The following is a 24,236-nucleotide window of genomic DNA, read 5'->3' as shown; positions in this document are numbered from 1 at the left end:
TTCGATCCACTGCCCTGTGTCACGGTATCCGGCAGACCCGCGGCGGGCGCGGCATGCGTCCGCCGACCACACTCACCGACGCCCCCGACGTACACGATGACCGCCCTTTCCCCGATTCCCGTTTTCGACGCGGCCGACACGGCCGCGCTGCTCCACTACCCGGCGCTGCTCGCCACGCTCACGCAAGCGGTCGTCGAGTATGCGGCAGGCGAGATCGTCAGCCCCGAACGCTTGGTCGTGCCGCTACAAGGTGGCGGCGTGATGCTGTCGATGCCGTCGAGCGCGCACGACCTGGCGAGCCACAAGCTCGTGAACGTGTGCCCCGGCAACGGGGCGCGCGGGTTGCCGACGATCCTCGGCCAGGTCACCGCGTACGATGCCGCCACCGGGGAAATGCGCTTCGCGCTCGACGGCCCGACCGTCACCGGCCGCCGCACGGCGGCGATCACCGCGCTCGGCATCCACGCGCTGCACGGCGCCGCGCCGCGCGAGATCCTGCTGATCGGCACCGGCAAGCAGGCCGCCAATCATGCGGAAGCGCTCGCGGCGATCTTTCCGGACGCGCGCCTTCACGTGCGCGGCACGCGCGCGGACAGCGCGGCCGCGTTCTGCGCGGCCCACCGCGCGCATGCGCCGCACCTCGCGCCGCTCGACGGCGACGCGATTCCCGACGCGATCGACGTGGTCGTCACGCTGACGACGAGCCGCACGCCCGTCTACCGCGAAGCCGTGCGCGAAGGCCGGCTCGTGGTCGGCGTCGGCGCGTTCACCGCGGATGCCGCCGAGATCGACGCGAACACGGTGCGGGGCAGCCGGCTCGTCGTCGACGATCCGGCCGGCGCGCGCCACGAAGCCGGCGACTTGATCGTCGCGCAAGTCGACTGGCGGCACGTCGCATCGCTCGCCGACGTGCTGAACGGCACCTTCGCCCGCGGCGGCCCGCTGCTGTTCAAGAGCGTCGGCTGCGCCGCGTGGGACCTGGCCGCTTGCCGCACCGCGCGCGACGCACTGGCCGCGCGCGGCGCCGGCTGACCCGGCCGCGCGACCGTTCGCACCGCTCGCGCGGCATCGCCTCGTCGGATTCATACCGGCGATTTCCCGTACGCGGTGTAGGAAACGCCCTACACCGCGTCGAAGCGGCCTACACGAACTTCCAATTCGGCCGATTTCAATTTCGGCGGCGCAACACGATACTGCCGGCATGAATGCCAGCCTGTCGCCCGCCTTGCTCAGGGTGTTTCTCGTCGATCATGCGGTCGCCGTTCGCCAGCGGATCGCGCTGCTCGTCGGCGCGATCCGCGGGGTTGCGGTCGTGGGCGAAGCGGAAGACGGCCAGGACGCGTGGACGCATATCCGCAGCAGTGGCGCGGACGTGGTGATCGTCGACGTGCGGCTCGCGGACGGCAGCGGTCTCGACCTGATCGGGATGCTGTCGAAAGCCGCGCCGCGCATCGTCACGATCGTGCTGACGAACCACTCGGCACCGGCATTCAGAGAGGCATGCGCGACGGCGGGAGCCGACTACTTCTTCGACAAGACCGTCGAATTCGACGCCGCATGCCATGTGATCGAATCCCTGGTGCACGCTCGCGTGCGCCGCACCTGACGAGCCGGAGCGACTCATGTCCACCGCCACCGCCTTCGCCGCCGACGTGTCCGTCGTACCCCGGCCAACGATCCCGCTGCGCCCGGCCGCGCGCGCCGACGCCGCCAAACATCCGGCCGCCCGCTGCTCGGCCTGCGCGATGCGCTCGATGTGCCTGCCGCCGCACCTGACGCCCGCCGAATACGGCCGCCTCGACGCGATCATCTGCACGACGCGGCAGGTCCGCCAGGGCGACGCGCTGTTTCGCACCGACGATCCGTTCCAGAGCATCTACGCGGTGCGCGCGGGTTCGTTCAAGACGGTGATGATGCATCGCGACGGCCGCGAGCACGTAACCGGCTTCCAGATCGCCGGCGAAACGCTCGGGATGGACGGCATCGGCGGCGGCCAGCATTGCTGCGACGCGATCGCGCTGGAGGACAGCGTGGTGTGCATCATCCCGTTCGGCGCGCTCGAAGCCGCGTGCCGCGAGATGAAGCCGATGCAGCACTTTCTCTACCAGATGCTGAGCAGCGAGATCGTCCGCGAATCGAGCCAGATGCTGCTGCTCGGCACGATGTCGGCCGAGCAGCGCGTCGCGCATTTCCTGCTGAACCTGTCGTCGCGGTTCGAGGCGCGCGGCTATTCGGCGACCGAATTCAACCTGCGGATGACGCGCGAGGAAATCGGCTGCTATCTCGGGATGAAGCTCGAAACCGTCAGCCGGATGTTCTCGCGGTTCCATCGCGAAGCGCTCGTCGAAACGCGCGGCAAGCGCGTGCGCATCATCGACGCGCAAGCGCTCGCGCGGGTCTGACGCAGGGCGCCGGATCGCCGGCGCCACGTCATTGCATGGTGTCGCGCAGCGCCGCCGTGGCGGCGCCCCGCTGCCACGCGATCAGCGCGTGCTCGGCCTGCGCGAACGCGCGACGCAGCGCATCGTCCACATCGGCGCCGACGCATGGCGGCAGCGGCAAAGGCCTGAGCGCCGCGTCGTGCATCACCAGGTCGACCCGTACGTCGTACACGCGCTCGCCATCGGCCGCCGTGCGCAATTCGATCGCGAGGTGGCAGCCGTCGATCAATGCGCGAAACCGTTCGAGCCTCACCAGTTGCGCGCCGGCTTCGGCCTCGACCGCCGCCGAACCCGTGAATCCCAGGCAGGCGATCTGCATGCCCACGCCCATGTCGTGTCTCCTGACGGGGCCGCCGCTCGTCGACCGCCTTGCAAGTGCCGTCCGCATCGCCGTGCGGCGGCACGTGTTTCCCGTGGCGCGGCGCGCATGGTTCGATCGCGGCCGGCCGATAGTCTGCCCGCGCCTGGCTGGCGCGGGACCGTTCATACGTTGAAGGTCTGCGACGCCTTCATCTCGATCCACGTCATGCCGGCCCGCAGCCCTTCGATCATCGCTTCGCGCTCCGTCGGATACGCGTGGCTGTGCTCGAAGGTATGATGAAACCGCGCGGCGCCGGCGCCGTGCTCGACCGACACGCGGCAGCGGAACTCGCCCGATTCGCACGGGCGCGTCTCCACTTCGACCGACCAGTCGCGTTCGTGAATGTTGCCCTGCAGTGTCATGCGCCCTCCTGCGGTATCAGCCTTCGAGCCGGAAGTGCCCGCTGTGCAGCAGCACCGGCCGGCCGCCGATTTCCTCGAGCATGCGTCGTGCCATCGCCTCGATGGCCGGGCGGTGCGCGTCGAATGCGCTCAGCAGATCGCGCTCGAGCAGCGAGCGCGCGCCGAAATGGTCCTCCAGCGCCTCGGCCGTGACCGCGCACTGGACGCAACGCCCGTCGACCAGCGCCGAAAACGCGACGACCAGGTCGCGCGCGCAGTATTCCGGCGGTTCGGACGGGAAAGCAATGTGCATCTGTCGGTCTGTCATCGTCGTGATGGCTCCATGACGAGAGCATAGTGGCGCGCGCGGCCGCGCGCTTGACCCACGTCAACCGGTTCGCCGCACCGCACGATCGCGCCGCCGCGCGACGCCGCCTCCGCCCGCTTCAGCCCGCGTCGGGCTCGATCGTCGCGCCGCGCTCCGCGAGCAGCTCGCGCAGCACGCTGCGGTGGCAATGGTTTTCGTCGTCGCAATAACAGCCGATCGAGAACGCGGTGGTCGCCGACAGCGCGGCCAGCAGGTCCAGCACCTTCGCCGGATCGCCGTGCGCCATCTCCGCGCGGAAGTGGCGCTTGAACGCCTTCCATTCGGCGTCGGTTTCGGCGGCCTGCGCCTGCGCGACGAGTTCGGGGCTCGGCGACAGCGTCGGCAACCATACATCATAGTAGTTGCGCGACGCGAATTCCGCCTTCGGCACGCCGCGCGGCGGCCGCCGCACCGTGCCGATCCGCAGGCCTTCGCCGGCCGCGCGCGGCGTGCCGAGCTGGATGATCCGGATGCCCATGTCGTTTCTCTGCTCCTCGGTCGTGCATGCGATCCCGTGATCGTACCGCCGCGCCCGCCCGCGCGTCAGCCGGGCATCGCACATGACGGCCGCCCAACGAAAAACCGGCTGCTCCCGCGACGGGACACAGCCGGTTCTTCATCGTGACGCGCCGAGGCGCGCCGCGTTCAGACGCCGCTCTTCAGCACCTTGCCGATCGCGTCCGCGACGATGCCGACGTTCGAGTCGTTCAGGCCCGCCACGCACATCCGGCCCGAGCGCAGGATGTACACGCCGTGCACCTCGCGCAGCGCGTCGACCTGCGAGTCGGTCAGGCCCGTGTACGTGAACATCCCGCGCTGCTTCACGTAGCGCGTGAGTGCCTCGCCGCTCACGTGGTCGCGCAGGCCGTCGTGGATCGACTGGCGCATCCGCGCGATGCGGCGGCACATCGCCGACAGTTCCTCTTCCCACTGCTTGCGCAGCGCCGGCGTGCCGAGCACGGCCGCGACGACCTTCGCGCCGTAGGTCTGCGGGTTGCTGTAGTTCGAGCGCACGGCGCCGGCCAGTTGGCCGAGCACGCGGTCGGCGGCGGCCGCGTCCTCGCAGACGACGCTCAGGCCGCCCACGCGCTCGCCGTACAGCGAGAAGTTCTTCGAGAACGAGTTCGCGACGAGCGTCGGCACGCCGCGGCGGGCCAGCTCGCGCACGGCGAACGCGTCCGCATCGAGCCCCGCGCCGAAGCCCTGGTACGCCATGTCGACGAACGGCAGCAGGCCGCGCGCCTCGATCACGTCGATCAGCTTCTCCCACTGGCCTTCGTCGAGATCGACGCCGGTCGGGTTATGGCAGCACGCGTGCAGCAGCACGATGCTGCGCGCCGGCAGCGCGTCGATGGCCGCGAGCATCGCGTCGAACTTCAGGCCGCCCGTCGCTTCGTCGTAGTACGGGTACGTGTTCACCGTGAAGCCGGCGCGCTCGAAGATGAAGCGGTGGTTTTCCCAGCTCGGATCGCTCAGCCACACCTGCGAATCCGGGAAATAGCGCTTCAGGAAATCGGCGCCGACCTTCAGCGCGCCCGAGCCGCCGAGCGTCTGCAGCGTCGCGATGCGGCCGGCCGCGCGGGCCGGGTGATCGGCGCCGAACACGAGCGATTGCACGGCGTCGCGATACGCGGCCAGGCCGACCATCGGCAGGTACGGCTTCGGGCCGCTGTCGCGCTGCAGCGCGGTTTCGGCTTCGCGCACGGCGCCCATCACCGGGATCCGGCCTTCGGCGTCGAAATAGATCCCGATGCTCAGGTTGACCTTCCGGTCGCGCGGATCTTGCTGGAAATTCTCGTTGAGCGTCAGGATCGGGTCGCCCGGGTACGCGTCGATGTGTTCGAACATGGCTTGAGTCGGTCTCGTTTGGAACAATGGTCGGTCGTGGCCTGCGTCAGCGTGCGGAGACGCCGTCGTGCACCGCCAAGCCCGCATTCTTCTGACGGAAGCGATACCCGATCGCGAGCACCGCGAGCCATACCGGGATCAGGTACACCGACAGGCGGAGATCCGGCGTCAGGTACATCACGACGAGAATGCCGGCCATGAACGCCAGGCACAGGTAATTCGTGAAAGGATAGCCCACACTGCGGAAGGATGTCTCGTCCCCGGCAGCACGCTTGGCCTGGCGGAACTTCAGGTGGATCAGCGTGATCATCGCCCAGTTGATGATCAGCGCCGACACGACGAGGCCCATCAGCACCTCGAACGCCTTGCCCGGCATGAAGTAGTTGACCAGCACGCACACGCCGGTCGCGAGCGCCGACGCGCCGAGCGCGGCGAGCGGAATGCCGCGCTTGTTCACCGAGCACAGCACCTTCGGCGCGTTGCCCTGCTTCGCGAGGCCGAACAGCATCCGGCTGTTGCTGTACACGCCGCTGTTGTAGACCGACAGCGCGGCCGTCAGCACGACGACGTTCAGCACGTTCGCGACCACGTTGCTGCTCAGCGCATGGAAGATCAGCACGAACGGGCTGCCGCCGGTGACGACCTTTTCCCACGGATACAGCGACAGCAGCACGGCGAGCGCGCCGATGTAGAAAATCAGGATCCGGTAGATCACCTGGTTGGTCGCGCGCGGAATGCTGTGCTTCGGATCGTCCGCCTCGGCCGCTGTGATGCCGATCAGTTCCAGCCCGCCGAACGAGAACATGATCGCGGCCATCGACATCACGAGCCCCGATACGCCGTTCGGGAAGAAACCGCCGTGCCGCCACAGGTTCGCGATGCTCGCTTCGGGCCCCGCTTGCCCGCTCGCGAGCAGCCAGCCGCCGAAGCCGATCATCCCGACGATCGCGGCGACCTTGATGATCGAGAACCAGAATTCCGTCTCGCCGTACGACTTCACGCTCGCCAGGTTCAGCAGGTTGATCGCGACGAAGAACACCAGCGCCGACACCCAGGTCGGCACGCCGGGCCACCAGTACTGCACGTAGATTCCGACGGCCGACAGCTCGGCCATGCTGACGAGGATGTACAGCACCCAGTAGTTCCAGCCGGACAGGAAACCGGTGAAGTGGCCGACGTATTTGTCGGCGAAATAGCTGAACGAGCCGGCGACGGGTTCGTCGACGACCATCTCGCCGAGCTGGCGCATGATGAAAAACGCGACGATGCCGGCCACCGCGTAGCCGAGCAGCACGGACGGGCCGGCCATCTTGATCGTCTGCGCGATGCCGAGGAACAGCCCCGTGCCGAGCGCGCCACCGAGCGCGATCAGCTGGATGTGCCGGTTCTTCAGCCCGCGCTTGAGGCCAGCGCTCTCGTTTCCAGAAACCATGTCTTCTCCATTCTTCCCGCCTCCGCCGGAAGCGGTGCGGCGCGCCTCGGTGTGCCGGGCGCTGTTTTTGCTGTGCCGGCGGCCGTTCGTGGGGACGCCGGGTTGGGGACTGCAATTTTCGCGCGGGCGACACCCGATTCGCGTCGGCGTGCCGGCCAGACCGGCCGCCGACTCGTCGCCCATGCCGCATTGCCGCGGCCGAACACGAAAATCCGGCGTCAGTTTAGCGTCGCGACGGCGAAATCGGGTTGCGTAACCCGCTCATGCAAACCCTACATTATGAGATAAGATTGCGCCCAGGAGACAGATGAGGAAACAAAAATGCCTGAACCGCTTCTCGACCGCATCGATCGCCACTTGCTGTCGGTGTTGCAGGAGAACGGCCGTGCGTCGAACCTCGACCTAGCGAAGGCCGTCGGGCTGTCGCCCGCGCAGACCTTGCGGCGCCATCGGCGGCTGGAGGAAATCGGCGCGATCCGCCGTTATGAAACCCGGCTGTGCCCCGATACGCTCGGGTTCGGCGTCACCGCGTTCGTGCACGTGACGATGGAGCGCGGGCATATCCGCGATCTGTCGAAGTTCCAGAAACTCGTGTCGGATCTCGCGCAGATCCAGGAATGTTTCTCGGTCACGGGCGATATCGACTACGTGCTGAAGGTCGTCGCGCACGACCTGAAGGGGCTGTCGACGTTCTTGCTCGAAACGCTGATGCGCATTCCGGGCGTGAGCGGCGTGCATTCGAGCGTGTGTCTCGACGAGATCAAGTGCACGAGCGCGATGCCGGTGGAAGGTTGACCGGCCCGGCGCACCGCGCCGGCGCGCTCACCGCACCGCTTCGAACGCACTGATCAGCAGCGCGCCGCAAGCAATCACGAGGCACCCTGCCGCCCGACGCGGCGTCAGCCGCTCGCCGAGATACACGCGCGCGATCAGCGCCGCGAACACCACGCTCGTTTCCCGCAGCGCCGACACCGGCCCCATCGGCGCGCGATCCATCGCCCAGATCACGATGCCGTACGCGAGCGCCGCGAACACGCCGCCGCAGGCCGCCTTCGCCGTTTCGCCGACATCCTGCGTCAGCCGCAGCGGCCCCGCCCGCAGCCGGTAGTACGCGGCCATCATCGCGCCTGTCAGCACGAACATCCACGCGGTATAGCCGACCGTACTGCCGCTCTCGCGCACGCCGATCCCGTCGACCACGCTGTACGCCGCGATCGACACGCCGGTCGCGAACGCGGTCGGCAGCACCTGCATCATCCGGTGTTTCGCGCCGCGCCCGCGCTCCAGTCCGATCGCCATGATGCCCGCGCAGATCAGCACGAGCCCGCATTGCGCGCCGACGTTCAGGCGCTCGCCCGCGAACGCCGCCGCGCCGAGCGTGACCAGCAGCGGCGCGGTGCCGCGCGCGACCGGGTACGCGACGCTCAGGTCGCCGTGCTCGTAAGCACGGACGAGCAGCAGCGTGTAGACGACGTGGATCACGGCCGACGCGACGACGCAGAGCCAGCTCGCCGGCGTGATCGGCGCGGCGGCCGGCAGGAACAGCAGCGCGAACAGCCCGATCGCGATCTGCAGCACCGTGGCCGAGCGCAGCCGGTCGCCGCTGCTGCGCACGAGCGCATTCCATGATGCGTGCAGGAACGCCGCGCACAGAACGGCAAACAGAACGGGGATCGGCACGCTCAATACTCCCTGACGGTCGGAAGCCGCACGGTGCACGGCAGGCGTTCATCGTATGAACGCGTCACCGTATTGTCAAAAAAGCGACGCGCGACGCCCTGCCAAGGATCCGGCCGGCGGCTGCCCGTCGCCCGCCCGGCAATGCTGGCGTCGCAAGCGACCGGCATGCGGCGACCTGTGACGTGGAGGTTGCGGACAGTCCGCCCCTTTCCGTTCTCTTTCGCATCGCGCCGGGTCGTAATGAAACCGATACCGCGGCGCAACCGTCGCGAAAACACTCCGTCCCCATATTTTCATACGCGGCTGTTCCAATGCGCGTGCTTCCTCACGAGCTCCGCGCCGAACCGACACGGCGACGGGGCCGTTCTCCACCATCGAAGGCCTTACCCTGGAGTTTCCCGATGTTCCGTCAAGCCTTGCTCGTCACCGCCTGCGCCGGCGCCACGCTTGCGCTGTTCGCCTGCGGCGGCAGTGACGATTCCACGCCGACGGCCGCCGTGTCGTCGCAGGATGCGCTGCAGACCGCCACGCCGATCAAGCACGTCGTCGTGATCTACGGCGAAAACATCTCGTTCGATCATTACTTCGGCACCTATCCGAACGCGACGAACCCGTCGGGCGAACCGGCGTTCACCGCGAAACCCGGCACGCCGACGCCGAACGGCCTGACGGGCACGCTGCTCACCGCGAACCCGAACTTCACGAACACGGCCAACGGCACCGACGCGGCGAACCCGTTCCGCCTCGACCGCACGCAGGCCGCGACCGCCGACCAGAACCACGCGTACACGGCCGAACAGCAGGCCGAGGACAACGGTCTTGCGGACCTGTTCCCGAAGTACACGGGCAAGGGCTCGTCCGGCGGCGCCGGCGCGTTCGGCACGAAAGGCCAGGTGATGGGCTATTTCGACGGCAACACGGTGACCGCGTTGTGGAACTACGCACAGCGCTTCGCGATGAGCGACAACACGTACACGACGGTCTACGGCCCGTCGACGCCGGGCGCGCTGAACGTCGTGTCGGGCCAGACCAACGGGATGCAGATCGTCAAGACGTCGAAGCAGCCGTCGACGCTCGCCGCGACCTCGTACTACATCAACGACGGCCAGGGCGGCTTCACGATGATCAACGACGTCGACCCGGGCTTCGACGTGTGTTCGAGCACGACCGACCAGGCGATGATGACCGGCAAGAACATCGGCGACCTGCTGAACGCCGCGAAGATCACGTGGGGCGGCTTCATGGGCGGCTTCAACCTGTCGACGACGAACGGCAACGGCACGACGGGCTGCGCGCGCAGCACGGTCGCCACCGCCGTAAACGCCGCGACGGCCGACTACATCCCGCATCACAACTGGTTCCAGTACTACGCGTCGACCGCGAACCCGCAACACACGCGTCCGAGCTCGATCGCGGCGATCGGTTCGAGCGTCGAGACCGACGGCAAGACGCCCGAACCGGCGAACCACCAGTACGACACGGACGACTTCTTCGCCGCCGTGAAGGCCGGCAACTTCCCCTCGGTGAGCTACCTGAAGGCGCCGGCCGCGCAGGACGGGCACGCGGGCTATTCGGATCCGCTCGACGAGCAGGCGTTCGTGACGAAGGTCGTCAACTTCCTGCAGCAGCAGCAGCCGGACTGGCAGAACACGGCCGTGATCGTCACCTATGACGACTCGGACGGCTGGTACGACCACGTGTACACGGCGCCGACGCACGCATCGTCGGACCCGGTCGACCAGCTCAACGGCCCCGGCAAGTGCGGCACGGGCGGCACCACCGGCGTGAACGGCGCGACCGTGAACGGCCGCTGCGGCCCGGGCGTGCGCATTCCGCTGGTCGTGATCTCGCCGTACGCGAAGCAGAACTACGTCGACCACACGATGCTCGACCAGGCGTCCATCGTGCGCTTCATCGAGGACAACTGGCTCGGCGGCCAGCGGATCGGCGGCGGTTCGTTCGATGCGACGGCAGGCGACCTGCGCAACCTGTTCGACTTCACGTCGAAGCCGAACACGACGCCGCTGTATCTCGACCCGACGCTTGGCACCGCATTGAGCGCGGCCCCGGCGATCTGACGGGGACGGCCTGAGCGCATGGCCGGCGCATCGCGCGCCGGCCGTTTCCATTTAACGCGCCGCCTCGTGCGGCGCCCGATTTTCGACCGACAGCATGACAGCTCGCCCCGCGTTTCCGTCTCCCGATGCCGCCGGCGCGCCCGCGCCGCGCGCCCCTTTCCGCCTGCTGCGCCGCGCGGCGTTCGTGCTCGGCGCGGCCGTGCTCGGCTATGGCGCGTTCGCGATCGCGTTTCCCGCGCAGGTGCCGGCGGCGATCGGCGCCGTGGTCGCCGACTGGACGGGCGCGAACCTGCATCCGGTCGTGTTGCAGCGGCCTGCCGCACAGCCGTTGTCGGCGGTCGCGCAGCTCGGACGCGCGCTGTTCCACGATCCGTCGCTGTCGGCGTCGGGCAAGCAGTCGTGCGCGTCGTGTCACAGCCCCGATCACGCGTACGGCCCGCCGAATGCGCTCGACGTGCAGCCGGGCGGCCTCGCGATGACGCAGCAGGGCTATCGTCCGCCGCCGTCGCTGATGTACCTGTACCGCCAGCCGAACTTCAGCATCGGTCCCGATGCCGGCGAGAACGACGCCGCGCCCAGTGTCGCGCAGCAGGCCACGGCGGCGGCCGGCGTCGTCAAGGCGCAGAAGGTGGCCGGCACGTCGGCGGCGCCGCAGCTCGTGCCGCAGGGCGGGATGTTCTGGGACGGCCGCGCCGATACGCTGCAGCAACAGGCGTTCGGGCCGCTGCTGAATCCGGTCGAGATGGCGAACGCGAGCGTCGACGACGTCGCGCGCAAGCTCGCGCAGTCGTCGCATCGCGCGCAATTCGAGCAGCTGTTCGGCGCGCGCGTGTTCTCCACGCCGCAGCTCGCGGTATCGGAAGCGATGTTCGCGATCGCGCGCTACCAGGTCGAGGACCCGTCGTTTCATCCGTACGACAGCAAGTACGACCGCTGGCTCGAAGGCCGCGCACGCCTCACGCAGGCCGAGTTGCGCGGGCTGCGCCTGTTCAACGATCCGGACAAGGCCAATTGCGCGGGCTGCCACCTGTCGAAGCCCGGCAAGGACGGCTTGCCGCCGATGTTTACCGACTACCAGTACGAGGCGCTGGGCGCGCCGCGCAACCGCGCGCTCGCGCAGAACCGCAACCCGGCGTTCCACGATCTCGGCGTGTGCGGGCCGTTCCGCGACGACCTGAAGGACCAGACGCAGTACTGTGGGATGTTCCTGACGCCGACGCTGCGCAACGCGGCGACGCGCCACGTGTTCTTCCACAACGGCGTATTCCATACGCTCGACCAGGTGATGGCGTTCTACAACGAGCGCAGCATCTCGCCGCAGAAGTTCTATCCGCGCGGGCCGGACGGCAAGATCGACGAATACGACGACATCCCGCCGAAATATCGCGCGAACGTCGACGTGACCGACGCGCCGTTCGATCGCAAGCCGGGCGACAAGCCTGCGATGACGGCGCAGGACATCAAGGATATCGAAGCGTTTCTCGGCACGCTGACGGACCCGTCGCCGCAGCGCTGAACGCCGGCCGAGCGCAGCGCCGCGTCAGCAGCGCGCGCGAATGCAGAGAAACGCCGGCGCGAGCGACAGCTCCGCATGAAGCCGTTCCGACACGGCTTTCATTTCCGGCAGCGGCTTCGGTTCGACGAAGCGGTCGAGCCGCCAGCCGCCGTCGGAGACCGCGTTCAGGATGTCGGCGAGCGGCCGCCGCCAGGCTTCGACGTACGGCCGCGGCTCGCCGAACCCCGACCAGTGAAAACCGAAGCGCGAGGTATCGAAGTAGGTGCCGTCGCCACGCGTGCGTTCGTCCAACCAGTCGCGCATCGGATGCGCCATCGAGAACACGAGCGTTGCCCCGGCACGCGCGACGCGCCGGAATTCCCGCAGCGTCGGTGCGAGGTCGCGCACGTAGTCGAGCGCGAGCGAGCACAGCACCTTGTCGACCGACGCGTCGGGCAGCCACGCGAGCGGCGCCTCCAGATCGCCTTCCGTGACGTCGACCGCCAGCCCGGCGCAGCGCGTTCGCGCGAGCGCGACCATCTCCGGCGTCACGTCGAACGCATGCACGGTCGCGCCGTGATGGGCCAGATGCGCGCTGCAGATGCCAGGCCCGCAGCCGGCGTCGAGCACCGTCAGGCCGTCGACGTCGCCGAGCAGCGCCATCGTAGCCGGCCGCTCGTAAAGCGCGTTGTGTGCCTTCGTCGGCGCGATGTCCGCATAGCGTTGCGCGAAGCTCGCGTAAGCGCGGCGGCCGGGCGATTGGGTCGGGTCATTCGGTTCGGTCATCCGGCATCCGTCGGTGGAAACTGGGCTGGCCGATTCTGCCCGATCGGACGACGGATGGCGACCTGGACGGCGATCTTGTCGCGCCTGCGTCACGACAGGCTGTCGAGCAACCGATACCAGGCGACCCCGGCCGCGATGTAGAAGCGCTGCAGCCCGTGCAACGGAATCGGCCGGATCGGCGTGACGCGCAACGGCAGCGGCAGTTGCGCATCGCCCGACAGATGCGCGGCCAGGTGCTTGCCGAGCGTCGTCGCCATCGCGATGCCGCGGCCGTTGTAGCCAAGCGCGATCGTCACGCCCGGCGCCGGCTCGTGCACGTGCGGCAGGAAATCCGCGGTGATCGCGACGCGCCCCGCCCAGCGGTATTCGAACCGCACGCCCTTCAGTTGCGGATACAGCAGCGTCGTCGCGCGTTCGAGATGGCGCCAGTCGCTCGGCGCGCGCGGTTCCGCGAACGGGCCGCGCCCCCCCATCAGCAGGCGCCCGGCCGCGTCACGGCGAAAGTACAGCAGCAGGCGCCGCGCATCCGACGCGACTTCGCCGCCGGCGAGGATGTCGCGGCCAAGCGCCGGCGCGAGCGGTTCCGTCGCGACGATGAAACTGTTCGCGGCGATCACCGACTGACGCAAGCCGGGCCACAGCCCGTCCGTATAGCCGTTGGTCGCGATCACGACGCGCTCGGCCGACAGCGTCGCGCCGCCGGACGTCGCGATCCGCCAGCGGCCGTCGGCCCGCGTCAGCCCGACGGCGCGGGTCGCTCCGTGCACGACCGCCCCGCTCGCCTGCACGGCGCGCACCAGGCCGCGCGTATAGCTGAGCGGCTGCACGCTGCCCGCGCGGCGATCGATCCAGCCGCCCGCATACGCTGGCGTGCCGAGCCGTCGCGCGACGTCGTCGCGGCCGAGCACGTCGACCGGCGCGCCGCGCGCGGCCCATTGCTGCGCGCGGCGCGCGACCGTATCGAGCATCGCGGCGGTCGGCGCCGGCTGGATCCAGCCCTCGCGACGCGCATCGCAGTCGATCGCGTGCCGCGCGATCAGGTCGAACACCGTGTCGGCCGCGCCGCCGACGATGCCGGCAAGCTGCTCGCCGGCCGCGTCGCCGAACCGGCGCACCAGTTCGTCGGGGTCGTATTTCAGCCCGGGAATCACCTGCCCGCCGTTGCGGCCCGACGCGCCCCACCCCGGCTGCGCGCCGTCGATCACGCGGACGTTCACGCCGCGCTCGGCCAGATGAAGTGCGGTCGACAGGCCGGTGAAGCCGGCGCCGACGATCGCCACGTCGCACGACGCGGACGCGTCGAGCGCGGGCGTATCGGGCGCCGGCGCGGCGGTCGCCGCCCACAGCGAATCCGGCCACCGCGAGCCGGGCCATCCGGGTGCCGCGTTCGTTGCGCTCATGTTCGATCCGGGTGGTCGGCGCCGTCCGACGCCAGCAGGCGGCGCAGGAATTCCTGCGTACGGGGATGCGTCGGCTGCGTGAGCACGTCGCGCGCCGGTCCGCTCTCGCAGATCGTGCCGTCGTGCAGGAAGCACACGCGATCGGCCACCTCGCGGGCGAATGCCATTTCATGCGTGACGACCACCATGGTCATCCCGTCGCGAGCGAGCCCGCGCATCACGCCGAGCACTTCGCCGACGAGCTCGGGGTCGAGTGCCGACGTCGGCTCGTCGAACAGAATCGCCTGCGGCTCCATCGCGAGCGCGCGCGCGATCGCGACGCGCTGCTGCTGCCCGCCCGACAGCTCCGACGGATACGCATTCATCCGGTGCGCGAGCCCGACCTTGTCGAGCAGTGCGCGGGCCTGCTCGCGCGCCTGCGCGGCCGGCATGCGCCGCACGTGCACGGGCCCTTCCATCACGTTCTCGAGCGCGGTGCGGTGCGCGAACAGGTTGAAGCGCTGGAACACCATGCCGACCCGTATTCGCAGTTCGTGGATCCGCTTCGAATGCGCGTCGACCTTCACGCCGTCGATCGTGATCGACCCTTCGTCGTAGGTCTCGAAGCCGTTGATACAGCGCAGCACGGTCGACTTGCCGGAACCCGACGGCCCGATCAGGCACACGACCTCCCCCTGCCGCACGTCGAGGCTCACGCCCTTCAGCACCGCGTGCTGCTGAAACCGCTTGTGTATCGAATCGATCCGGATCATGCGCCTCTCCTCAGTGCGAGCCGCTTGCCGAGCCGGTTCACGCCGAACATCAGCGGCAGGCCGAGCGCGAGATACAGCAGCGCGACGAGCGTGTAGACGCTCATGTTCTGGAACGTCGACGACGCGATCAGCTGGCCGGCGCGCGTGATCTCGGCGACCGTGATCGTCGACGCGACCGACGAATCCTTCAGCAGCATCACCAGCGTGTTGCCGTACGGCGGCAGCGCGATGCGGAACGCCTGCGGCAGCACCACGCGCCGCATGATCATCGGGCCGCGCATGCCGATCGCGTGCGCGGCCTCGATCTGGCCGCGGTCGATCGCCTCGATGCCGGCGCGGAAATTCTCGGCCTGATACGCCGAATACGCGATGCCGAGGCCCAGCACGCCAGCCTGGAACGCCGACAGCTGCACGCCGAGATCGGGCAGCACAAAGTACATATAGAACAGTTGCACGATGATCGGCAGCCCGCGGATCACGTTGATGATCGTGCTGCCGGCCGTCGATACGGCCCGATTGCGCGACACCTTCAGCAATGCGAGGATCAGCCCGAGCACCGAGCTGAGCACGAACGCGCATGCGGTGATCTCGATCGTGACCACCGCGCCCTTCAGCAGGATCGGCAGGAAATCGATCGCGTTCTGGAAAAACATGAGGTCTCCTATGCGACGCCCGGACGGCCCGCCGCTGGGGATGCCCGCGACGCGCGGGCGATACCGGTCGGAACTCGGGCGCGGACGCTCAGCTCATGTGCCACTTCTGCAGGATCTGCTGCAGCGTGCCGTCGCTCTTCATCTTGCGGATCGCGCCGTTGAGCTGTTCGAGCATGGCGGTGTCGCCCTTGCGCACGATGAAGCACACCTGCCCCTTCACGACGCTCTGGTATTCGGGCACGAGCCGCACCTGGCGATTGACGCCGTGCTCGATCTGGTACGCGACGATCGGCTGGTCGGCGAAGCCGGCCTTGATGCGCCCGAGCGCGACGTCGCGCATGATGTCGGCGATCGAATCGTAGGTCCGGACTTCCTTGAAGATGCCCTTCTTGTTGAGCGCGTCGACGAAGGCCGTGCCGACCTGCGCGCCGACCGCCTGCCCCTTGAAATCGTCCATCGACGTGTAGCGGCCCGGGTCGTCGGCCTTCACGATCAGACCTTCGCCGAACGAGTAGACGGTGTCGGAGAAATCGACGACCTGCTGGCGCGCCGGCGTCTTCAGCATCGCGGCCGAGATGATGTCGATCTTCTGCGTGGTGAGCGACGGGATCAGCGCGGAGAACACGGTCTGCTGCACGTCGACGCGAAACCCGGCCGACTTCCCGGCCGCGGTGATCGCATCGACCATCATCCCCTGGATCGAATTGCTCTTGACGTCGAGAAACGTGAACGGCACGCCGGTGGCCGTCGCGCCGACCTTCAGCGTGGGCTCGGCGGCAACGGCGCTCGCCGAAGCCGTGGAGAGTGCGATACAGGTGGCGAAACCGGCGGCCAGTGCGCCGAACCGCTTGATGAACGGAACCATGGTGACTCCTTCTCGAATAATCCGATGCGCCGGCCGGCCGCTGATCGACACTGCGACGATGACCCGATCTTAGAACGAATCAAAAATATCGCAAACAGATTTTTGCGTATCGATATTCGATACGATATGATGCGATATCGAATCGCTCGCGCCCCTCGCCATGGACACCTTGCCCGACCAATCAAACGATCTGCTGTTCAACCAGTCGCTCGAGAAAGGGCTGAACGTGCTGCGCGCGTTCAGCGCGAAACGGCGCACGATGACGCTGGCGGAAGTGGCCGACGCGGCCGGGATGACGAAAAGCTCCGCGCAGCGAATGGTCTACACGCTCGAGAAGCTCGGCTACATCCGCAAGCATCCGGTCACGCGCCGCTACCAGCTCACACCGCACGTGATGCGGATCGGCTTCAACTATCTCGCGGCCGACACGTTGATCGACGTCGCGAATCCGTTCCTGTCCGAGCTCACGAACCTGACCGGCGAAACCACCAACCTCACCGAGCCGGACGAGGATGAAATGGTGTACGTCGCGCGTTTCGTGTCCACCAAGTTCGTGCCGATCCACATGCCGATCGGCAGCCGTATCCCGATGTATTGCACGGGCTCCGGCCGTGCGTTCCTGAGCGCGTTGCCGCCGGACGATGCGCGCGCGCGGCTCGACGGCATGGTGCGCACGCCGCATACGCCGCGCACGGTCACGGCGCTCGACGAGCTCGTCGCGCTGCTCGATGGCGCGCGGCGCGAAGGCTACGCGACCAACCAGGAAGAATTGTTCATCGGGGACATGTCGATCGCGGCGCCGGTGCTCGGCAGTCAGGGACAGCCGGTCGCGGCCGTGCACGTGGTCGCACCGACGAGCCGCTGGACGTTCGACGACGCGCGCCGCAAGCTCGCGCCGGCGGTGATCGACTGCGCGCGCGGCATCAGCAATTCGATCCGGACGCTTGAATAGCGCCGGGGAAATGACGCACGGCGCGCCGCTGCATTGCGCAGCGGCGTTTGATCGCTACCGCGGCTTTGGGGAATGCTCGGCCCGGTAGGTACCGTTCGGGCGCAATACGAGCTTCTTCGCCGCAGCGTCCAGTTCCTTGCCGTGATACAGATCGATGCACTTCAGGAAGTCGAACTTCACATCCCGGACTTCGGATTCGACAATCGGATTCCGATAGTCGCGCGCCAGATACTTCGCGACCAGCGCGTGAATCACGTCCGGTGCACGTTCCATGTCGTAGTAGGTCCAGTCGCGCAACGCGCTGGCGCTGCTGCCGATGTCCGTGCTCGCGCCGGGCTCGTGCTTATAAGCGGTAGCCAGGCACTCCGCAAGCACCATGTCCTTGAAGTTCTGGAGGTGAGTCCGTGAGCCGGCTTCGGGCGACGGCTGTGCGGCGTCCTTCGCCACGACCATCGCCGGTTGAAACGCGATGCACGCGAACGCGGCAGCGATCCGGACTCCCCTCATGACAAGCTCCAAAAATTTGCGCGATCGGTACGATACCGCGCGCCCGGCTCGTTGAAGTAGCAATGGTCCTAACATGTGCGCCCGTTGAATAGCGTGGCTCGGCTCCATGCCATCCCGATCGATGTTGCGCAACGCGGGACCCGTGCCGCGAGACCCGGATCGAACCTTGACGTGGAAAAGTATTGCCGACTGTCGCGGCCCTGAATGGAAGGGTTTCGACAAGAAAGAGCGACTGGATACGCATCGGTCTGCGAGCCTGTTCGCCCACCCGCCCCCTCGTTTTCCCCGATCCCGTTCGACTTGACTCGGCTCCCCCGATCGTCAAGACTTCACCCATCGCCAGTGTGATCACAGATCGCAGATCAAACCCAGGAGAACCCCGCCTTGCCGCCTCGTATCGTTCCGCCCGCCCTGAAAGCCATCGAACAGGAAACGATGGGAGACAAGGTCTACCAGCAACTGCGCGAAGCGCTGATGAGCGGCCGCTTCGCGCCTGGCCAGGCGCTGAGCCTGCGCAGCGTCGCCGAGGCGGTCGGCTCGTCGACGATGCCCGTGCGTGCCGCGCTCACGCGGCTGCGCGCCGAACGCGCGCTGGTCGACGGCCCGAATCGGGCGCTCGTCGTCCCGCCGATGACGCTCGACATGCTCGACGAACTGCGCGACGTGCGCATCGCGCTCGAAGGCTGCATCGCCGAGCGCGCGTGCGCCCGAATGACCGACGCGCAGATCGCGGCCGTGCGCAAGACCTGCGAAACGATGCAGGCGCACGCCGAGGCCGGCCGCTCGCGCGCCTACCTGCAAAGCAATTTCGCGTTCCACAGCGCGATCTACGCGCACGGCGCCAGCGAAAACACGCTCGCGATCGTCGAGAACCTGTGGATGCGCGTCGGCCCGTTCCTCAACATGGTCGCGCTCGACATCCCGCACATGCGGCGCTCGATGGATGCGCACCGCGCGATCGTCGATGCGCTCGAACGGCGCGACGGCGCGGGCGTGCGGGCCGGCATCGCGCTCGACATCGGCGGCGCCGCGCACGATCTCGCCGAGACGCTGCGGGCCGAACAGACACCGCGGACCGTGAACGCGAAACCGTAGCGACCGCTTGCCACGGCCGCCCGCCGCACGAGCGGCCGCCATCCCACTACACCAACGATGGAGACGACCCGGCATGACAGCTTCCGAACTACTGAAACCCTATGACGGCCTGCGCGTCCTCGTGACGGGCGGCGCGTCGGGCATCGGCCTCGAAATCGCCAACGCGTTCGCCGAATGCGGCGCGCGCGTGCACGTGTGCGACGCGTCGCAAGCCGCGATCGCGGCGCTCGCCGACCGGCCGCCGCGCGCCGCGGCCCGTGCGATCGGCGCGACGCTCGCCGACGTATCCGACCCGGCCGCCGTCGAGCGCGTGTTCGCGGACGTGTCGACCACGCTCGGCGGCCTCGACGTGCTGGTCAACAACGCGGGCATCGCCGGCCCGACCGGCGGCATCGACGAAATCGACCCCGTGCAGTGGGAGCAGACCGTCGCGATCAACCTGAGCGCGCAATTCCAGTTCGCCCGCCGCGCGGTGCCGCTGCTGCGCGAGTCGAAACACGGCGGCGCGATCATCGCGCTGTCGTCGGTCGCCGGCCGGCTCGGCTATGCGTTCCGCACGCCGTACGCGGCCACCAAATGGGCGGTGGTCGGCCTCGTGAAGAGCCTCGCGATCGAGCTCGGGCCGCTCGGCATCCGCGTGAACGCGATCCAGCCCGGCATCGTGCGCGGCCCGCGAATGCGCCGCGTGATCGAGGCGCGCGCGCAGCAGCTCGGCATCGGCTACGACGAAATGGAAAAGCGCTATCTCGAGAAGATCTCGCTGCGGCGTATGACCGATCCGGCCGAAATCGCCGCGACCGCGCTGTTCCTGTGCTCGCCGGGCGGGCACGGGATCACGGGCCAGGCGATCTCCGTCTGCGGCAACGTCGAAGTGCTCTGAGCCCTCCTGCATCGTTCATCGAAAGGAATCCATCCGTGGCAAACGCTCGCAAAGTCATCATCACCTGTGCGCCGACCGGCGCGATCCATACGCCGTCGATGTCGCCGTACCTGCCCGTGACGCCGCACGAAATCGAAACGGCCGCGGTCGCGGCCGCGCAGGCCGGCGCGGCGATCCTGCACCTGCACGCACGCAACCCGTCCGACGGCAGGCCGACGCAGGATCCGGCCGTGTTCGCCGAATTCCTGCCGCGCATCAAGGCGCAGACCGACGCGGTGATCAACCTCACGTCGGGCGGCAGTCCGCACATGACGGTTGACGAACGATTGCAACCCGCACTGCACTTCCAGCCCGAGATCGCGTCGCTGAACATGGGCTCGATGAACTTCGGGCTGTACCCGATGCTCGAGCGCTTTCGCGAGCTGAAGCATCCGTGGGAGCGCGAGCATCTCGAGAAAAGCCGCGATCTCGTGTTCAAGAACACGTTCGCGGACATCGAGACGATCCTCACGCGCTGCGGCGCGAACGGCACGCGGTTCGAATTCGAGTGCTACGACATCTCGCACCTGTACAACCTCGCGCATTTCGTCGATCGCGGGCTCGCGAAGCCGCCGTTCTTCGTGCAAAGCGTATTCGGGCTGCTCGGCGGGATCGGCGCGCATCCGGAGGATTTGATGCACATGCGGCGCACAGCCGACCGCCTGTTCGGCGGCGATTACGTGTGGTCGATCCTCGGCGCCGGGCGCAACCAGGTTCCGCTCGCGACGATCGGCGCCGCGCAGGGCGCGAACGTACGCGTCGGGCTCGAGGATTCGCTGTGGATCGCGCCCGGCAAGCTCGCGGAATCGAGCGCCGCCCAGGTCCTGAAAATGCGCCAGGTGCTCGAAGGCCTGTCGCTTGAGATCGCGACGCCGGCCGAGGCGCGCGCGATGCTCGCGCTCAAGGGCGGGGACGCGGTGAATTTCTGAGCGCAGGGCCATCCCCCAACAGCAGCATCCGCAAGCGCAGTGACAAGGCGCCCTTGATCGCCCCGCTCCATTCGAGCGCCGCCGGCGCGGCTCCGTCGTCTGCCCATCCGCTGCGACCGCAGCGGCATTTGCCGAACGCGGCGCGCCGTGCTTGCCGTGCGCGCCGGTTCGCCCTTACCGGAGTCGTCCGCATGTCCACTCATCACGCCCAGGCCTTGCCTTCCGCCGCCGGCGACGCGCACGCGTCGCTGAACCGGCTGCTGTTCCGCAAACTCATGCCGCTGCTGATCGCCGCCTACGTGATCAGCTTTCTCGACCGCACCAACATCGCGTTCGCCAAACATTCGATGGGGGTCGATCTCGGCATTTCGTCGGCCGCGTACGGGCTCGGCGCGGGGCTGTTCTTCCTGACCTACGCGCTTTTCGAGATCCCGAGCAACCTGATCATGCATCGCGTCGGCGCGCGCTTCTGGATCACGCGGATCATGATCACGTGGGGCGCGCTGTCGGTCGCGATGGCGTTCGTCCGCGGCGAGACGTCGTTCTACGTGATGCGCCTGCTGCTCGGTGTGGCCGAAGCCGGCCTGTTTCCGGGCGTGATGCTGTATCTGACGTACTGGTTCGGCCGCGAGGAGCGTGCGCGCGCGACCGGTTACTTCCTGCTCGGCGTGTGCATCGCCAACATCGTCGGCGGGCCGCTCGCCGGTGCGCTGATCGAGCTCGACGGCACGTTCGGCTTCCACGGCTGGCAATGGCTGTTCGTCATCGAAGGCATTCCGGCGATCCTGCTCGCGTTCGTCGTGTGGGCACGGTTGCCCGACCGTCCGAGCGCCGCGCCGTGGCTCGCGCCGGAAACAGCCCGCGCGCTCGAGCGGAAGCTCGCGGCCGAACAGGACGCGGGCGTCGCCGCGCACGGCGGCCATGCATTCGGCGCCGCGCTGCGCGATCCGCAGATCTGGCTCGCGATCTTCGTGTACTTCTGCCACCAGTTGACCATCTACACGGTGATCTTCTTCCTGCCGGGCATCATCGGCGCGTCGGGACGTCTTTCACCGGTGGCGGTCGGGTTGCTGACGTCGTTGCCCTGGCTCGCCGCCGCACTCGGGGCCGGGACGCTGCCGCGCTTCGCACGCGAATCGCGTCATTCGCGGCGGATGCTGTGCGCGGGGCTCGTCGTGATGGCGGCCGGGATGGTCGGCGCCGCGCATGCGTCGCCGGTGGCGGGGCTGCTCTGCGTGTGCGTGGCCGCGTCGACGTTCTTCGTCGTGCAGTCGATCGTGTTCACGTTTCCGGCGTCGCGCCTCGCGGGCAGCGCACTGGCCGGCGGGCTCGGACTTGTGAATACGTGCGGGTTGCTCGGCGGCTTCGTCGGGCCGACCGTCGTCGGCGCGATCGAACAGGCGACCGGCAACGCGAAGAACGGACTGACGCTGCTGGCAGCCGCGCTCGTCGTCGCGGCGGTCGCGAGCCTCGCGTTGCGTCACGGGCACGAGCGCGCCGACGCGCGGTCGCGCGGCTGACAGGCAGGCTGGAATCAAGCTGGCGGGAGGTGGGCTCAGCCCCGCCCGCCTCTCGCCTCACGTCGTCAGAACAGATACATCGCCCCGACGAACACGACGCCCGAGAACAGCATCGTCGTCACGCAATACCCCATGATGTCGCGCATGCCGAGCCCCTAGTGCAGCAGCGCAACGTTCTCGTCGATTCGGCGCTGGATGTCCATGAGGGTGTCTTCGGTGATGATCCCCTCGTAGCGGCACTTCGCAATGGTCGAAAACTGGCTGGCCACGCCGCACATTCCGTCGATCATGTCGCCGGCAGCGGCTGCGGGAAGCTCCGCTTCCTTTGCCAGTCCGAGCAATGCGGCTCGGTCGATCCGCAGCGCCTCGCCCATGACGTCCATTTGGTGGTAACCGCCCGGCCCCTCGCAGAATGTCACGTCGTAGGCCGGCGCGAGCTTCCACTCGCCGGATCGCGACATGACGTACGCGAAGTTCTTCGGATGATCGTCGCGATTGTTGAATGCGACATTGAAGACAGCCCGTTCAAACGCCCGCGCCTTCTCGCGTACGTCGTTGGTGCACATGTGAGTGGCGCGCAAGAAATTCACGTAATCCAGCGCACCCGGCGTTTTGTAATCGGCGCCGGTGAACGCGGCAACGCTTTGCATGGGCACGCGCAGACCGTCCAGTCGATCGAAACGCCGGGACGCAAATGCCGCCATCCCGTCAGGCAAATTGAAATGCAGCGTGTCCGGGGTCTCGATGCCGCACATGCGCAAGCACTCGGCGTAGACCATTTCGATCGCACACACCTCGGGATGCTCTTGCCAAGCCGGGAACTTGACCAACCACGCTTCAAAGCCCGCCACCGCGGCCGTGGTAAATACGCCGGACCGCGGATCACGATAGACCAGGGCCTTTGGCCTGGCGCCTTGCGGAGAGCCACCGACCTGCAGCAATTGATGAAGGAATTCGCCACCCTCGCCATCGAGAACTTCCTGTACCTCGGCCGCAAGCCGAGCGAGGGGGATATCCTGCCGCGGCGCCAGGATCTCGGGCGCGACAGGCTCGAACGACAGGGCGCCCATTGCATGGTTGCCAATGTAAGCCAATCGCTCCAGCGGCCCGATACGTGCGGCGTTGAGACCGCGGCGTTTGAACAAGCGGTCCATCAGCAACATGCCCCATCCATCGGGCAACGCGTCATAGACCGGTCCGGGCAATCCAAGCTGGTGGACCGGAAAGTCCTTGCGCAGCCTCGCCCCATGCAATGGGAGCGCATAAGACGACAGTTCCAGCCCCCTCTTGCGCGCGTCGTCGCTATATTCGAATACGACCAACGGGCGCCCCGTGATCGCGGTCGTGGAAACCATCGATCCCCACAGCCAGTGTTCCCCCCAGCCGTCGTAGTAGACATCGATCCGCTCGATCATTTCTGGTTACCCCTCTTGACGCGCCGGCGTTTGGCACTTTTTTCATACCGGTGAACGTCTTCCAGGCTATCGAGCTTCGGCAGGAAAAGTCCCTCGAGTTCCTTGCTTCGTCCCAGAACCATCGCTATACGGATTACCGTCTCGAGGCTCACATTGCGGCCAGCTTCGAGATTGGACACGGTATTGACACCGACGCCGGCACGCGCGGCTACGTCGCTCTGCGTCAGTTGCAACGCGAGCCGCTCCGTGCGAAGCCGCGCACAAAGGAGGGTGACGATTTCGTCGGGCTTGCGGAAACTTAATTCCAACATAGTGGATCTTAGAACGCTTTATCTCTGATAACTCACAATATTATAGAGTTATGAGCGAGATACGCTCAAGAAATATAATCCCCGATTGT

Annotated in this window: 26 protein-coding genes and 1 pseudogene; 11 read left to right on the top strand and 16 right to left on the bottom strand. The window is 67.5% G+C overall.

Annotation, left to right across the window (positions count from 1 at the left end; all coding sequences use genetic code 11):
* The first annotated feature begins 96 nt into the window (after window positions 1–96).
* From lhpI to CFB35_RS22230, 3 genes are all read left to right on the top strand, one after another.
* Window positions 97–1,032 carry a bifunctional Delta(1)-pyrroline-2-carboxylate/Delta(1)-piperideine-2-carboxylate reductase gene (gene lhpI, locus CFB35_RS22240; protein ID WP_059574430.1) on the top strand — a complete coding sequence of 312 codons (936 nt, stop codon included), beginning with the start codon at window positions 97–99 and terminating at the stop codon, window positions 1,030–1,032.
* Window positions 1,033–1,201: 169 nt separating this feature from the next.
* Complete coding sequence (locus tag CFB35_RS22235; protein WP_060011360.1) at window positions 1,202–1,606, top strand: response regulator transcription factor; 405 nt, start codon at window positions 1,202–1,204, stop codon at window positions 1,604–1,606.
* A 16-nt stretch (window positions 1,607–1,622) separates the two neighbouring features.
* Window positions 1,623–2,402, top strand: a complete 780-nt coding sequence (locus tag CFB35_RS22230; protein WP_059574432.1) for a helix-turn-helix domain-containing protein — start codon at window positions 1,623–1,625, stop codon at window positions 2,400–2,402.
* Window positions 2,403–2,430: 28 nt separating this feature from the next.
* On the opposite strand, the gene CFB35_RS22225 is transcribed toward CFB35_RS22230, so the two are convergent.
* The 6 genes from CFB35_RS22225 to CFB35_RS22200 form a co-directional block, all read right to left on the bottom strand.
* Entirely contained in the window at window positions 2,431–2,772 is a 342-nt protein-coding gene (locus CFB35_RS22225; protein ID WP_059574433.1) for a hypothetical protein, read from the bottom strand.
* Between the two features lie 152 nt (window positions 2,773–2,924).
* Window positions 2,925–3,164 carry a hypothetical protein gene (locus CFB35_RS22220; RefSeq protein ID WP_006479066.1) on the bottom strand — a complete coding sequence of 80 codons (240 nt, stop codon included), beginning with the start codon at window positions 3,162–3,164 and terminating at the stop codon, window positions 2,925–2,927.
* Between the two features lie 16 nt (window positions 3,165–3,180).
* On the bottom strand, window positions 3,181–3,471 hold the full coding sequence (locus tag CFB35_RS22215) for a DUF1488 domain-containing protein (RefSeq protein ID WP_059574434.1): 291 nt from the start codon (window positions 3,469–3,471) through the stop codon (window positions 3,181–3,183).
* 118 nt (window positions 3,472–3,589) lie between these two features.
* A complete protein-coding gene (locus tag CFB35_RS22210) occupies window positions 3,590–3,988 on the bottom strand; it encodes a DUF488 domain-containing protein (RefSeq protein ID WP_059574665.1) in 399 nt (132 codons plus the stop codon).
* A 167-nt stretch (window positions 3,989–4,155) separates the two neighbouring features.
* A complete protein-coding gene (locus CFB35_RS22205; RefSeq protein WP_060011358.1) occupies window positions 4,156–5,358 on the bottom strand; it encodes an amino acid aminotransferase in 1,203 nt (400 codons plus the stop codon).
* Between the two features lie 46 nt (window positions 5,359–5,404).
* Window positions 5,405–6,790 carry an amino acid permease gene (locus tag CFB35_RS22200; RefSeq protein ID WP_060011356.1) on the bottom strand — a complete coding sequence of 462 codons (1,386 nt, stop codon included), beginning with the start codon at window positions 6,788–6,790 and terminating at the stop codon, window positions 5,405–5,407.
* Window positions 6,791–7,111: 321 nt separating this feature from the next.
* Here CFB35_RS22200 and CFB35_RS22195 point away from each other — a divergent pair, with 321 nt between their 5' ends.
* Complete coding sequence (locus CFB35_RS22195; protein ID WP_059574437.1) at window positions 7,112–7,585, top strand: Lrp/AsnC family transcriptional regulator; 474 nt, start codon at window positions 7,112–7,114, stop codon at window positions 7,583–7,585.
* Between the two features lie 27 nt (window positions 7,586–7,612).
* On the opposite strand, the gene CFB35_RS22190 is transcribed toward CFB35_RS22195, so the two are convergent.
* Window positions 7,613–8,470 (bottom strand): EamA family transporter, encoded by an 858-nt coding sequence (locus CFB35_RS22190; RefSeq protein WP_059574438.1) that lies wholly within the window; start codon window positions 8,468–8,470, stop codon window positions 7,613–7,615.
* 401 nt (window positions 8,471–8,871) lie between these two features.
* On the opposite strand from CFB35_RS22190, the gene CFB35_RS22185 reads away from it, so the two are divergent.
* Together CFB35_RS22185 and CFB35_RS22180 are read left to right on the top strand one after the other, a co-directional pair.
* Window positions 8,872–10,548, top strand: a complete 1,677-nt coding sequence (locus tag CFB35_RS22185) for a phospholipase C (RefSeq protein ID WP_060011354.1) — start codon at window positions 8,872–8,874, stop codon at window positions 10,546–10,548.
* A gap of 94 nt (window positions 10,549–10,642) precedes the next feature.
* Window positions 10,643–12,064 carry a cytochrome-c peroxidase gene (locus CFB35_RS22180; protein WP_060011353.1) on the top strand — a complete coding sequence of 474 codons (1,422 nt, stop codon included), beginning with the start codon at window positions 10,643–10,645 and terminating at the stop codon, window positions 12,062–12,064.
* A 24-nt stretch (window positions 12,065–12,088) separates the two neighbouring features.
* Here CFB35_RS22180 and CFB35_RS22175 read toward each other — a convergent pair whose 3' ends face one another.
* The 5 genes from CFB35_RS22175 to CFB35_RS22155 all read right to left on the bottom strand — a co-directional run bounded on the left by CFB35_RS22175 (window position 12,089) and on the right by CFB35_RS22155 (window position 16,499).
* Window positions 12,089–12,829 carry a class I SAM-dependent methyltransferase gene (locus CFB35_RS22175; RefSeq protein WP_060011350.1) on the bottom strand — a complete coding sequence of 247 codons (741 nt, stop codon included), beginning with the start codon at window positions 12,827–12,829 and terminating at the stop codon, window positions 12,089–12,091.
* Window positions 12,830–12,918: 89 nt separating this feature from the next.
* Window positions 12,919–14,229 carry an FAD-binding oxidoreductase gene (locus CFB35_RS22170; protein WP_059574442.1) on the bottom strand — a complete coding sequence of 437 codons (1,311 nt, stop codon included), beginning with the start codon at window positions 14,227–14,229 and terminating at the stop codon, window positions 12,919–12,921.
* On the bottom strand, window positions 14,226–14,981 hold the full coding sequence (locus CFB35_RS22165; RefSeq protein ID WP_059574443.1) for an amino acid ABC transporter ATP-binding protein: 756 nt from the start codon (window positions 14,979–14,981) through the stop codon (window positions 14,226–14,228). The genes CFB35_RS22170 and CFB35_RS22165 overlap by 4 nt, the downstream gene beginning before the upstream one ends.
* Complete coding sequence (locus tag CFB35_RS22160; RefSeq protein ID WP_059574444.1) at window positions 14,978–15,634, bottom strand: amino acid ABC transporter permease; 657 nt, start codon at window positions 15,632–15,634, stop codon at window positions 14,978–14,980. Before CFB35_RS22160 ends, CFB35_RS22165 begins: the two co-directional genes overlap by 4 nt.
* Window positions 15,635–15,722: 88 nt before the next feature.
* Window positions 15,723–16,499 carry an ABC transporter substrate-binding protein gene (locus CFB35_RS22155; protein ID WP_059574445.1) on the bottom strand — a complete coding sequence of 259 codons (777 nt, stop codon included), beginning with the start codon at window positions 16,497–16,499 and terminating at the stop codon, window positions 15,723–15,725.
* 160 nt (window positions 16,500–16,659) lie between these two features.
* On the opposite strand from CFB35_RS22155, the gene CFB35_RS22150 reads away from it, so the two are divergent.
* Window positions 16,660–17,451 (top strand): IclR family transcriptional regulator, encoded by a 792-nt coding sequence (locus CFB35_RS22150; protein WP_059574447.1) that lies wholly within the window; start codon window positions 16,660–16,662, stop codon window positions 17,449–17,451.
* A 54-nt stretch (window positions 17,452–17,505) separates the two neighbouring features.
* Here CFB35_RS22150 and CFB35_RS22145 read toward each other — a convergent pair whose 3' ends face one another.
* Complete coding sequence (locus CFB35_RS22145) at window positions 17,506–17,958, bottom strand: type VI secretion system amidase immunity protein Tai4 (RefSeq protein WP_059574667.1); 453 nt, start codon at window positions 17,956–17,958, stop codon at window positions 17,506–17,508.
* Window positions 17,959–18,342: 384 nt separating this feature from the next.
* Here CFB35_RS22145 and CFB35_RS22135 point away from each other — a divergent pair, with 384 nt between their 5' ends.
* From CFB35_RS22135 to CFB35_RS22120, 4 genes are all read left to right on the top strand, one after another.
* The gene (locus CFB35_RS22135; protein WP_059574448.1) at window positions 18,343–19,053 is read left to right on the top strand and encodes a GntR family transcriptional regulator; all 711 of its coding nucleotides are present in this window, start codon (window positions 18,343–18,345) and stop codon (window positions 19,051–19,053) included.
* Window positions 19,054–19,126: 73 nt separating this feature from the next.
* The gene (locus tag CFB35_RS22130; RefSeq protein ID WP_059574450.1) at window positions 19,127–19,933 is read left to right on the top strand and encodes an SDR family oxidoreductase; all 807 of its coding nucleotides are present in this window, start codon (window positions 19,127–19,129) and stop codon (window positions 19,931–19,933) included.
* Window positions 19,934–19,968: 35 nt separating this feature from the next.
* The gene (locus CFB35_RS22125; RefSeq protein WP_059574452.1) at window positions 19,969–20,901 is read left to right on the top strand and encodes a 3-keto-5-aminohexanoate cleavage protein; all 933 of its coding nucleotides are present in this window, start codon (window positions 19,969–19,971) and stop codon (window positions 20,899–20,901) included.
* Window positions 20,902–21,092: 191 nt separating this feature from the next.
* Window positions 21,093–22,421, top strand: a complete 1,329-nt coding sequence (locus CFB35_RS22120; protein WP_059574455.1) for an MFS transporter — start codon at window positions 21,093–21,095, stop codon at window positions 22,419–22,421.
* 65 nt (window positions 22,422–22,486) lie between these two features.
* On the opposite strand, the pseudogene CFB35_RS34545 reads toward CFB35_RS22120, so the two are convergent.
* The 3 genes and pseudogenes from CFB35_RS34545 to CFB35_RS22110 form a co-directional block, all read right to left on the bottom strand.
* A pseudogene (locus CFB35_RS34545) lies at window positions 22,487–22,576 on the bottom strand (TIGR00366 family protein); the annotation flags it as partial.
* Window positions 22,577–23,836, bottom strand: a complete 1,260-nt coding sequence (locus CFB35_RS22115; protein ID WP_059574457.1) for a type II toxin-antitoxin system HipA family toxin — start codon at window positions 23,834–23,836, stop codon at window positions 22,577–22,579.
* Window positions 23,833–24,147, bottom strand: a complete 315-nt coding sequence (locus CFB35_RS22110) for a helix-turn-helix domain-containing protein (protein WP_081066607.1) — start codon at window positions 24,145–24,147, stop codon at window positions 23,833–23,835. The genes CFB35_RS22115 and CFB35_RS22110 overlap by 4 nt, the downstream gene beginning before the upstream one ends.
* Window positions 24,148–24,236: the final 89 nt, after the last annotated feature.

Source organism: Burkholderia sp. AU16482 (genome assembly GCF_002223285.1).
Taxonomy (GTDB): domain Bacteria; phylum Pseudomonadota; class Gammaproteobacteria; order Burkholderiales; family Burkholderiaceae; genus Burkholderia; species Burkholderia semiarida.
This window is presented reverse-complemented; position numbering and strand designations above follow the sequence as displayed.

What these genes read in the sequence shown, in the direction of transcription:
- CFB35_RS22110 (WP_081066607.1), bottom strand. Translation starts at nt 24,147, where the DNA reads ATGTTGGAATTAAGTTTCCGCAAGCCCGACGAAATCGTCACCCTCCTT.
- CFB35_RS22215 (WP_059574434.1), bottom strand. Translation starts at nt 3,471, where the DNA reads ATGACAGACCGACAGATGCACATTGCTTTCCCGTCCGAACCGCCGGAA.
- CFB35_RS22120 (WP_059574455.1), top strand. Translation starts at nt 21,093, where the DNA reads ATGTCCACTCATCACGCCCAGGCCTTGCCTTCCGCCGCCGGCGACGCG.
- CFB35_RS22225 (WP_059574433.1), bottom strand. Translation starts at nt 2,772, where the DNA reads ATGGGCGTGGGCATGCAGATCGCCTGCCTGGGATTCACGGGTTCGGCG.
- CFB35_RS22180 (WP_060011353.1), top strand. Translation starts at nt 10,643, where the DNA reads ATGACAGCTCGCCCCGCGTTTCCGTCTCCCGATGCCGCCGGCGCGCCC.
- CFB35_RS22175 (WP_060011350.1), bottom strand. Translation starts at nt 12,829, where the DNA reads ATGACCGAACCGAATGACCCGACCCAATCGCCCGGCCGCCGCGCTTAC.
- CFB35_RS22170 (WP_059574442.1), bottom strand. Translation starts at nt 14,229, where the DNA reads ATGAGCGCAACGAACGCGGCACCCGGATGGCCCGGCTCGCGGTGGCCG.
- CFB35_RS22160 (WP_059574444.1), bottom strand. Translation starts at nt 15,634, where the DNA reads ATGTTTTTCCAGAACGCGATCGATTTCCTGCCGATCCTGCTGAAGGGC.
- CFB35_RS22130 (WP_059574450.1), top strand. Translation starts at nt 19,127, where the DNA reads ATGACAGCTTCCGAACTACTGAAACCCTATGACGGCCTGCGCGTCCTC.
- CFB35_RS22165 (WP_059574443.1), bottom strand. Translation starts at nt 14,981, where the DNA reads ATGATCCGGATCGATTCGATACACAAGCGGTTTCAGCAGCACGCGGTG.
- CFB35_RS22210 (WP_059574665.1), bottom strand. Translation starts at nt 3,988, where the DNA reads ATGGGCATCCGGATCATCCAGCTCGGCACGCCGCGCGCGGCCGGCGAA.
- CFB35_RS22115 (WP_059574457.1), bottom strand. Translation starts at nt 23,836, where the DNA reads ATGATCGAGCGGATCGATGTCTACTACGACGGCTGGGGGGAACACTGG.
- CFB35_RS22200 (WP_060011356.1), bottom strand. Translation starts at nt 6,790, where the DNA reads ATGGTTTCTGGAAACGAGAGCGCTGGCCTCAAGCGCGGGCTGAAGAAC.
- lhpI (WP_059574430.1), top strand. Translation starts at nt 97, where the DNA reads ATGACCGCCCTTTCCCCGATTCCCGTTTTCGACGCGGCCGACACGGCC.
- CFB35_RS22185 (WP_060011354.1), top strand. Translation starts at nt 8,872, where the DNA reads ATGTTCCGTCAAGCCTTGCTCGTCACCGCCTGCGCCGGCGCCACGCTT.
- CFB35_RS22205 (WP_060011358.1), bottom strand. Translation starts at nt 5,358, where the DNA reads ATGTTCGAACACATCGACGCGTACCCGGGCGACCCGATCCTGACGCTC.
- CFB35_RS22150 (WP_059574447.1), top strand. Translation starts at nt 16,660, where the DNA reads ATGGACACCTTGCCCGACCAATCAAACGATCTGCTGTTCAACCAGTCG.
- CFB35_RS22195 (WP_059574437.1), top strand. Translation starts at nt 7,112, where the DNA reads ATGCCTGAACCGCTTCTCGACCGCATCGATCGCCACTTGCTGTCGGTG.
- CFB35_RS22230 (WP_059574432.1), top strand. Translation starts at nt 1,623, where the DNA reads ATGTCCACCGCCACCGCCTTCGCCGCCGACGTGTCCGTCGTACCCCGG.
- CFB35_RS22235 (WP_060011360.1), top strand. Translation starts at nt 1,202, where the DNA reads ATGAATGCCAGCCTGTCGCCCGCCTTGCTCAGGGTGTTTCTCGTCGAT.
- CFB35_RS22155 (WP_059574445.1), bottom strand. Translation starts at nt 16,499, where the DNA reads ATGGTTCCGTTCATCAAGCGGTTCGGCGCACTGGCCGCCGGTTTCGCC.
- CFB35_RS22220 (WP_006479066.1), bottom strand. Translation starts at nt 3,164, where the DNA reads ATGACACTGCAGGGCAACATTCACGAACGCGACTGGTCGGTCGAAGTG.
- CFB35_RS22145 (WP_059574667.1), bottom strand. Translation starts at nt 17,958, where the DNA reads ATGAGGGGAGTCCGGATCGCTGCCGCGTTCGCGTGCATCGCGTTTCAA.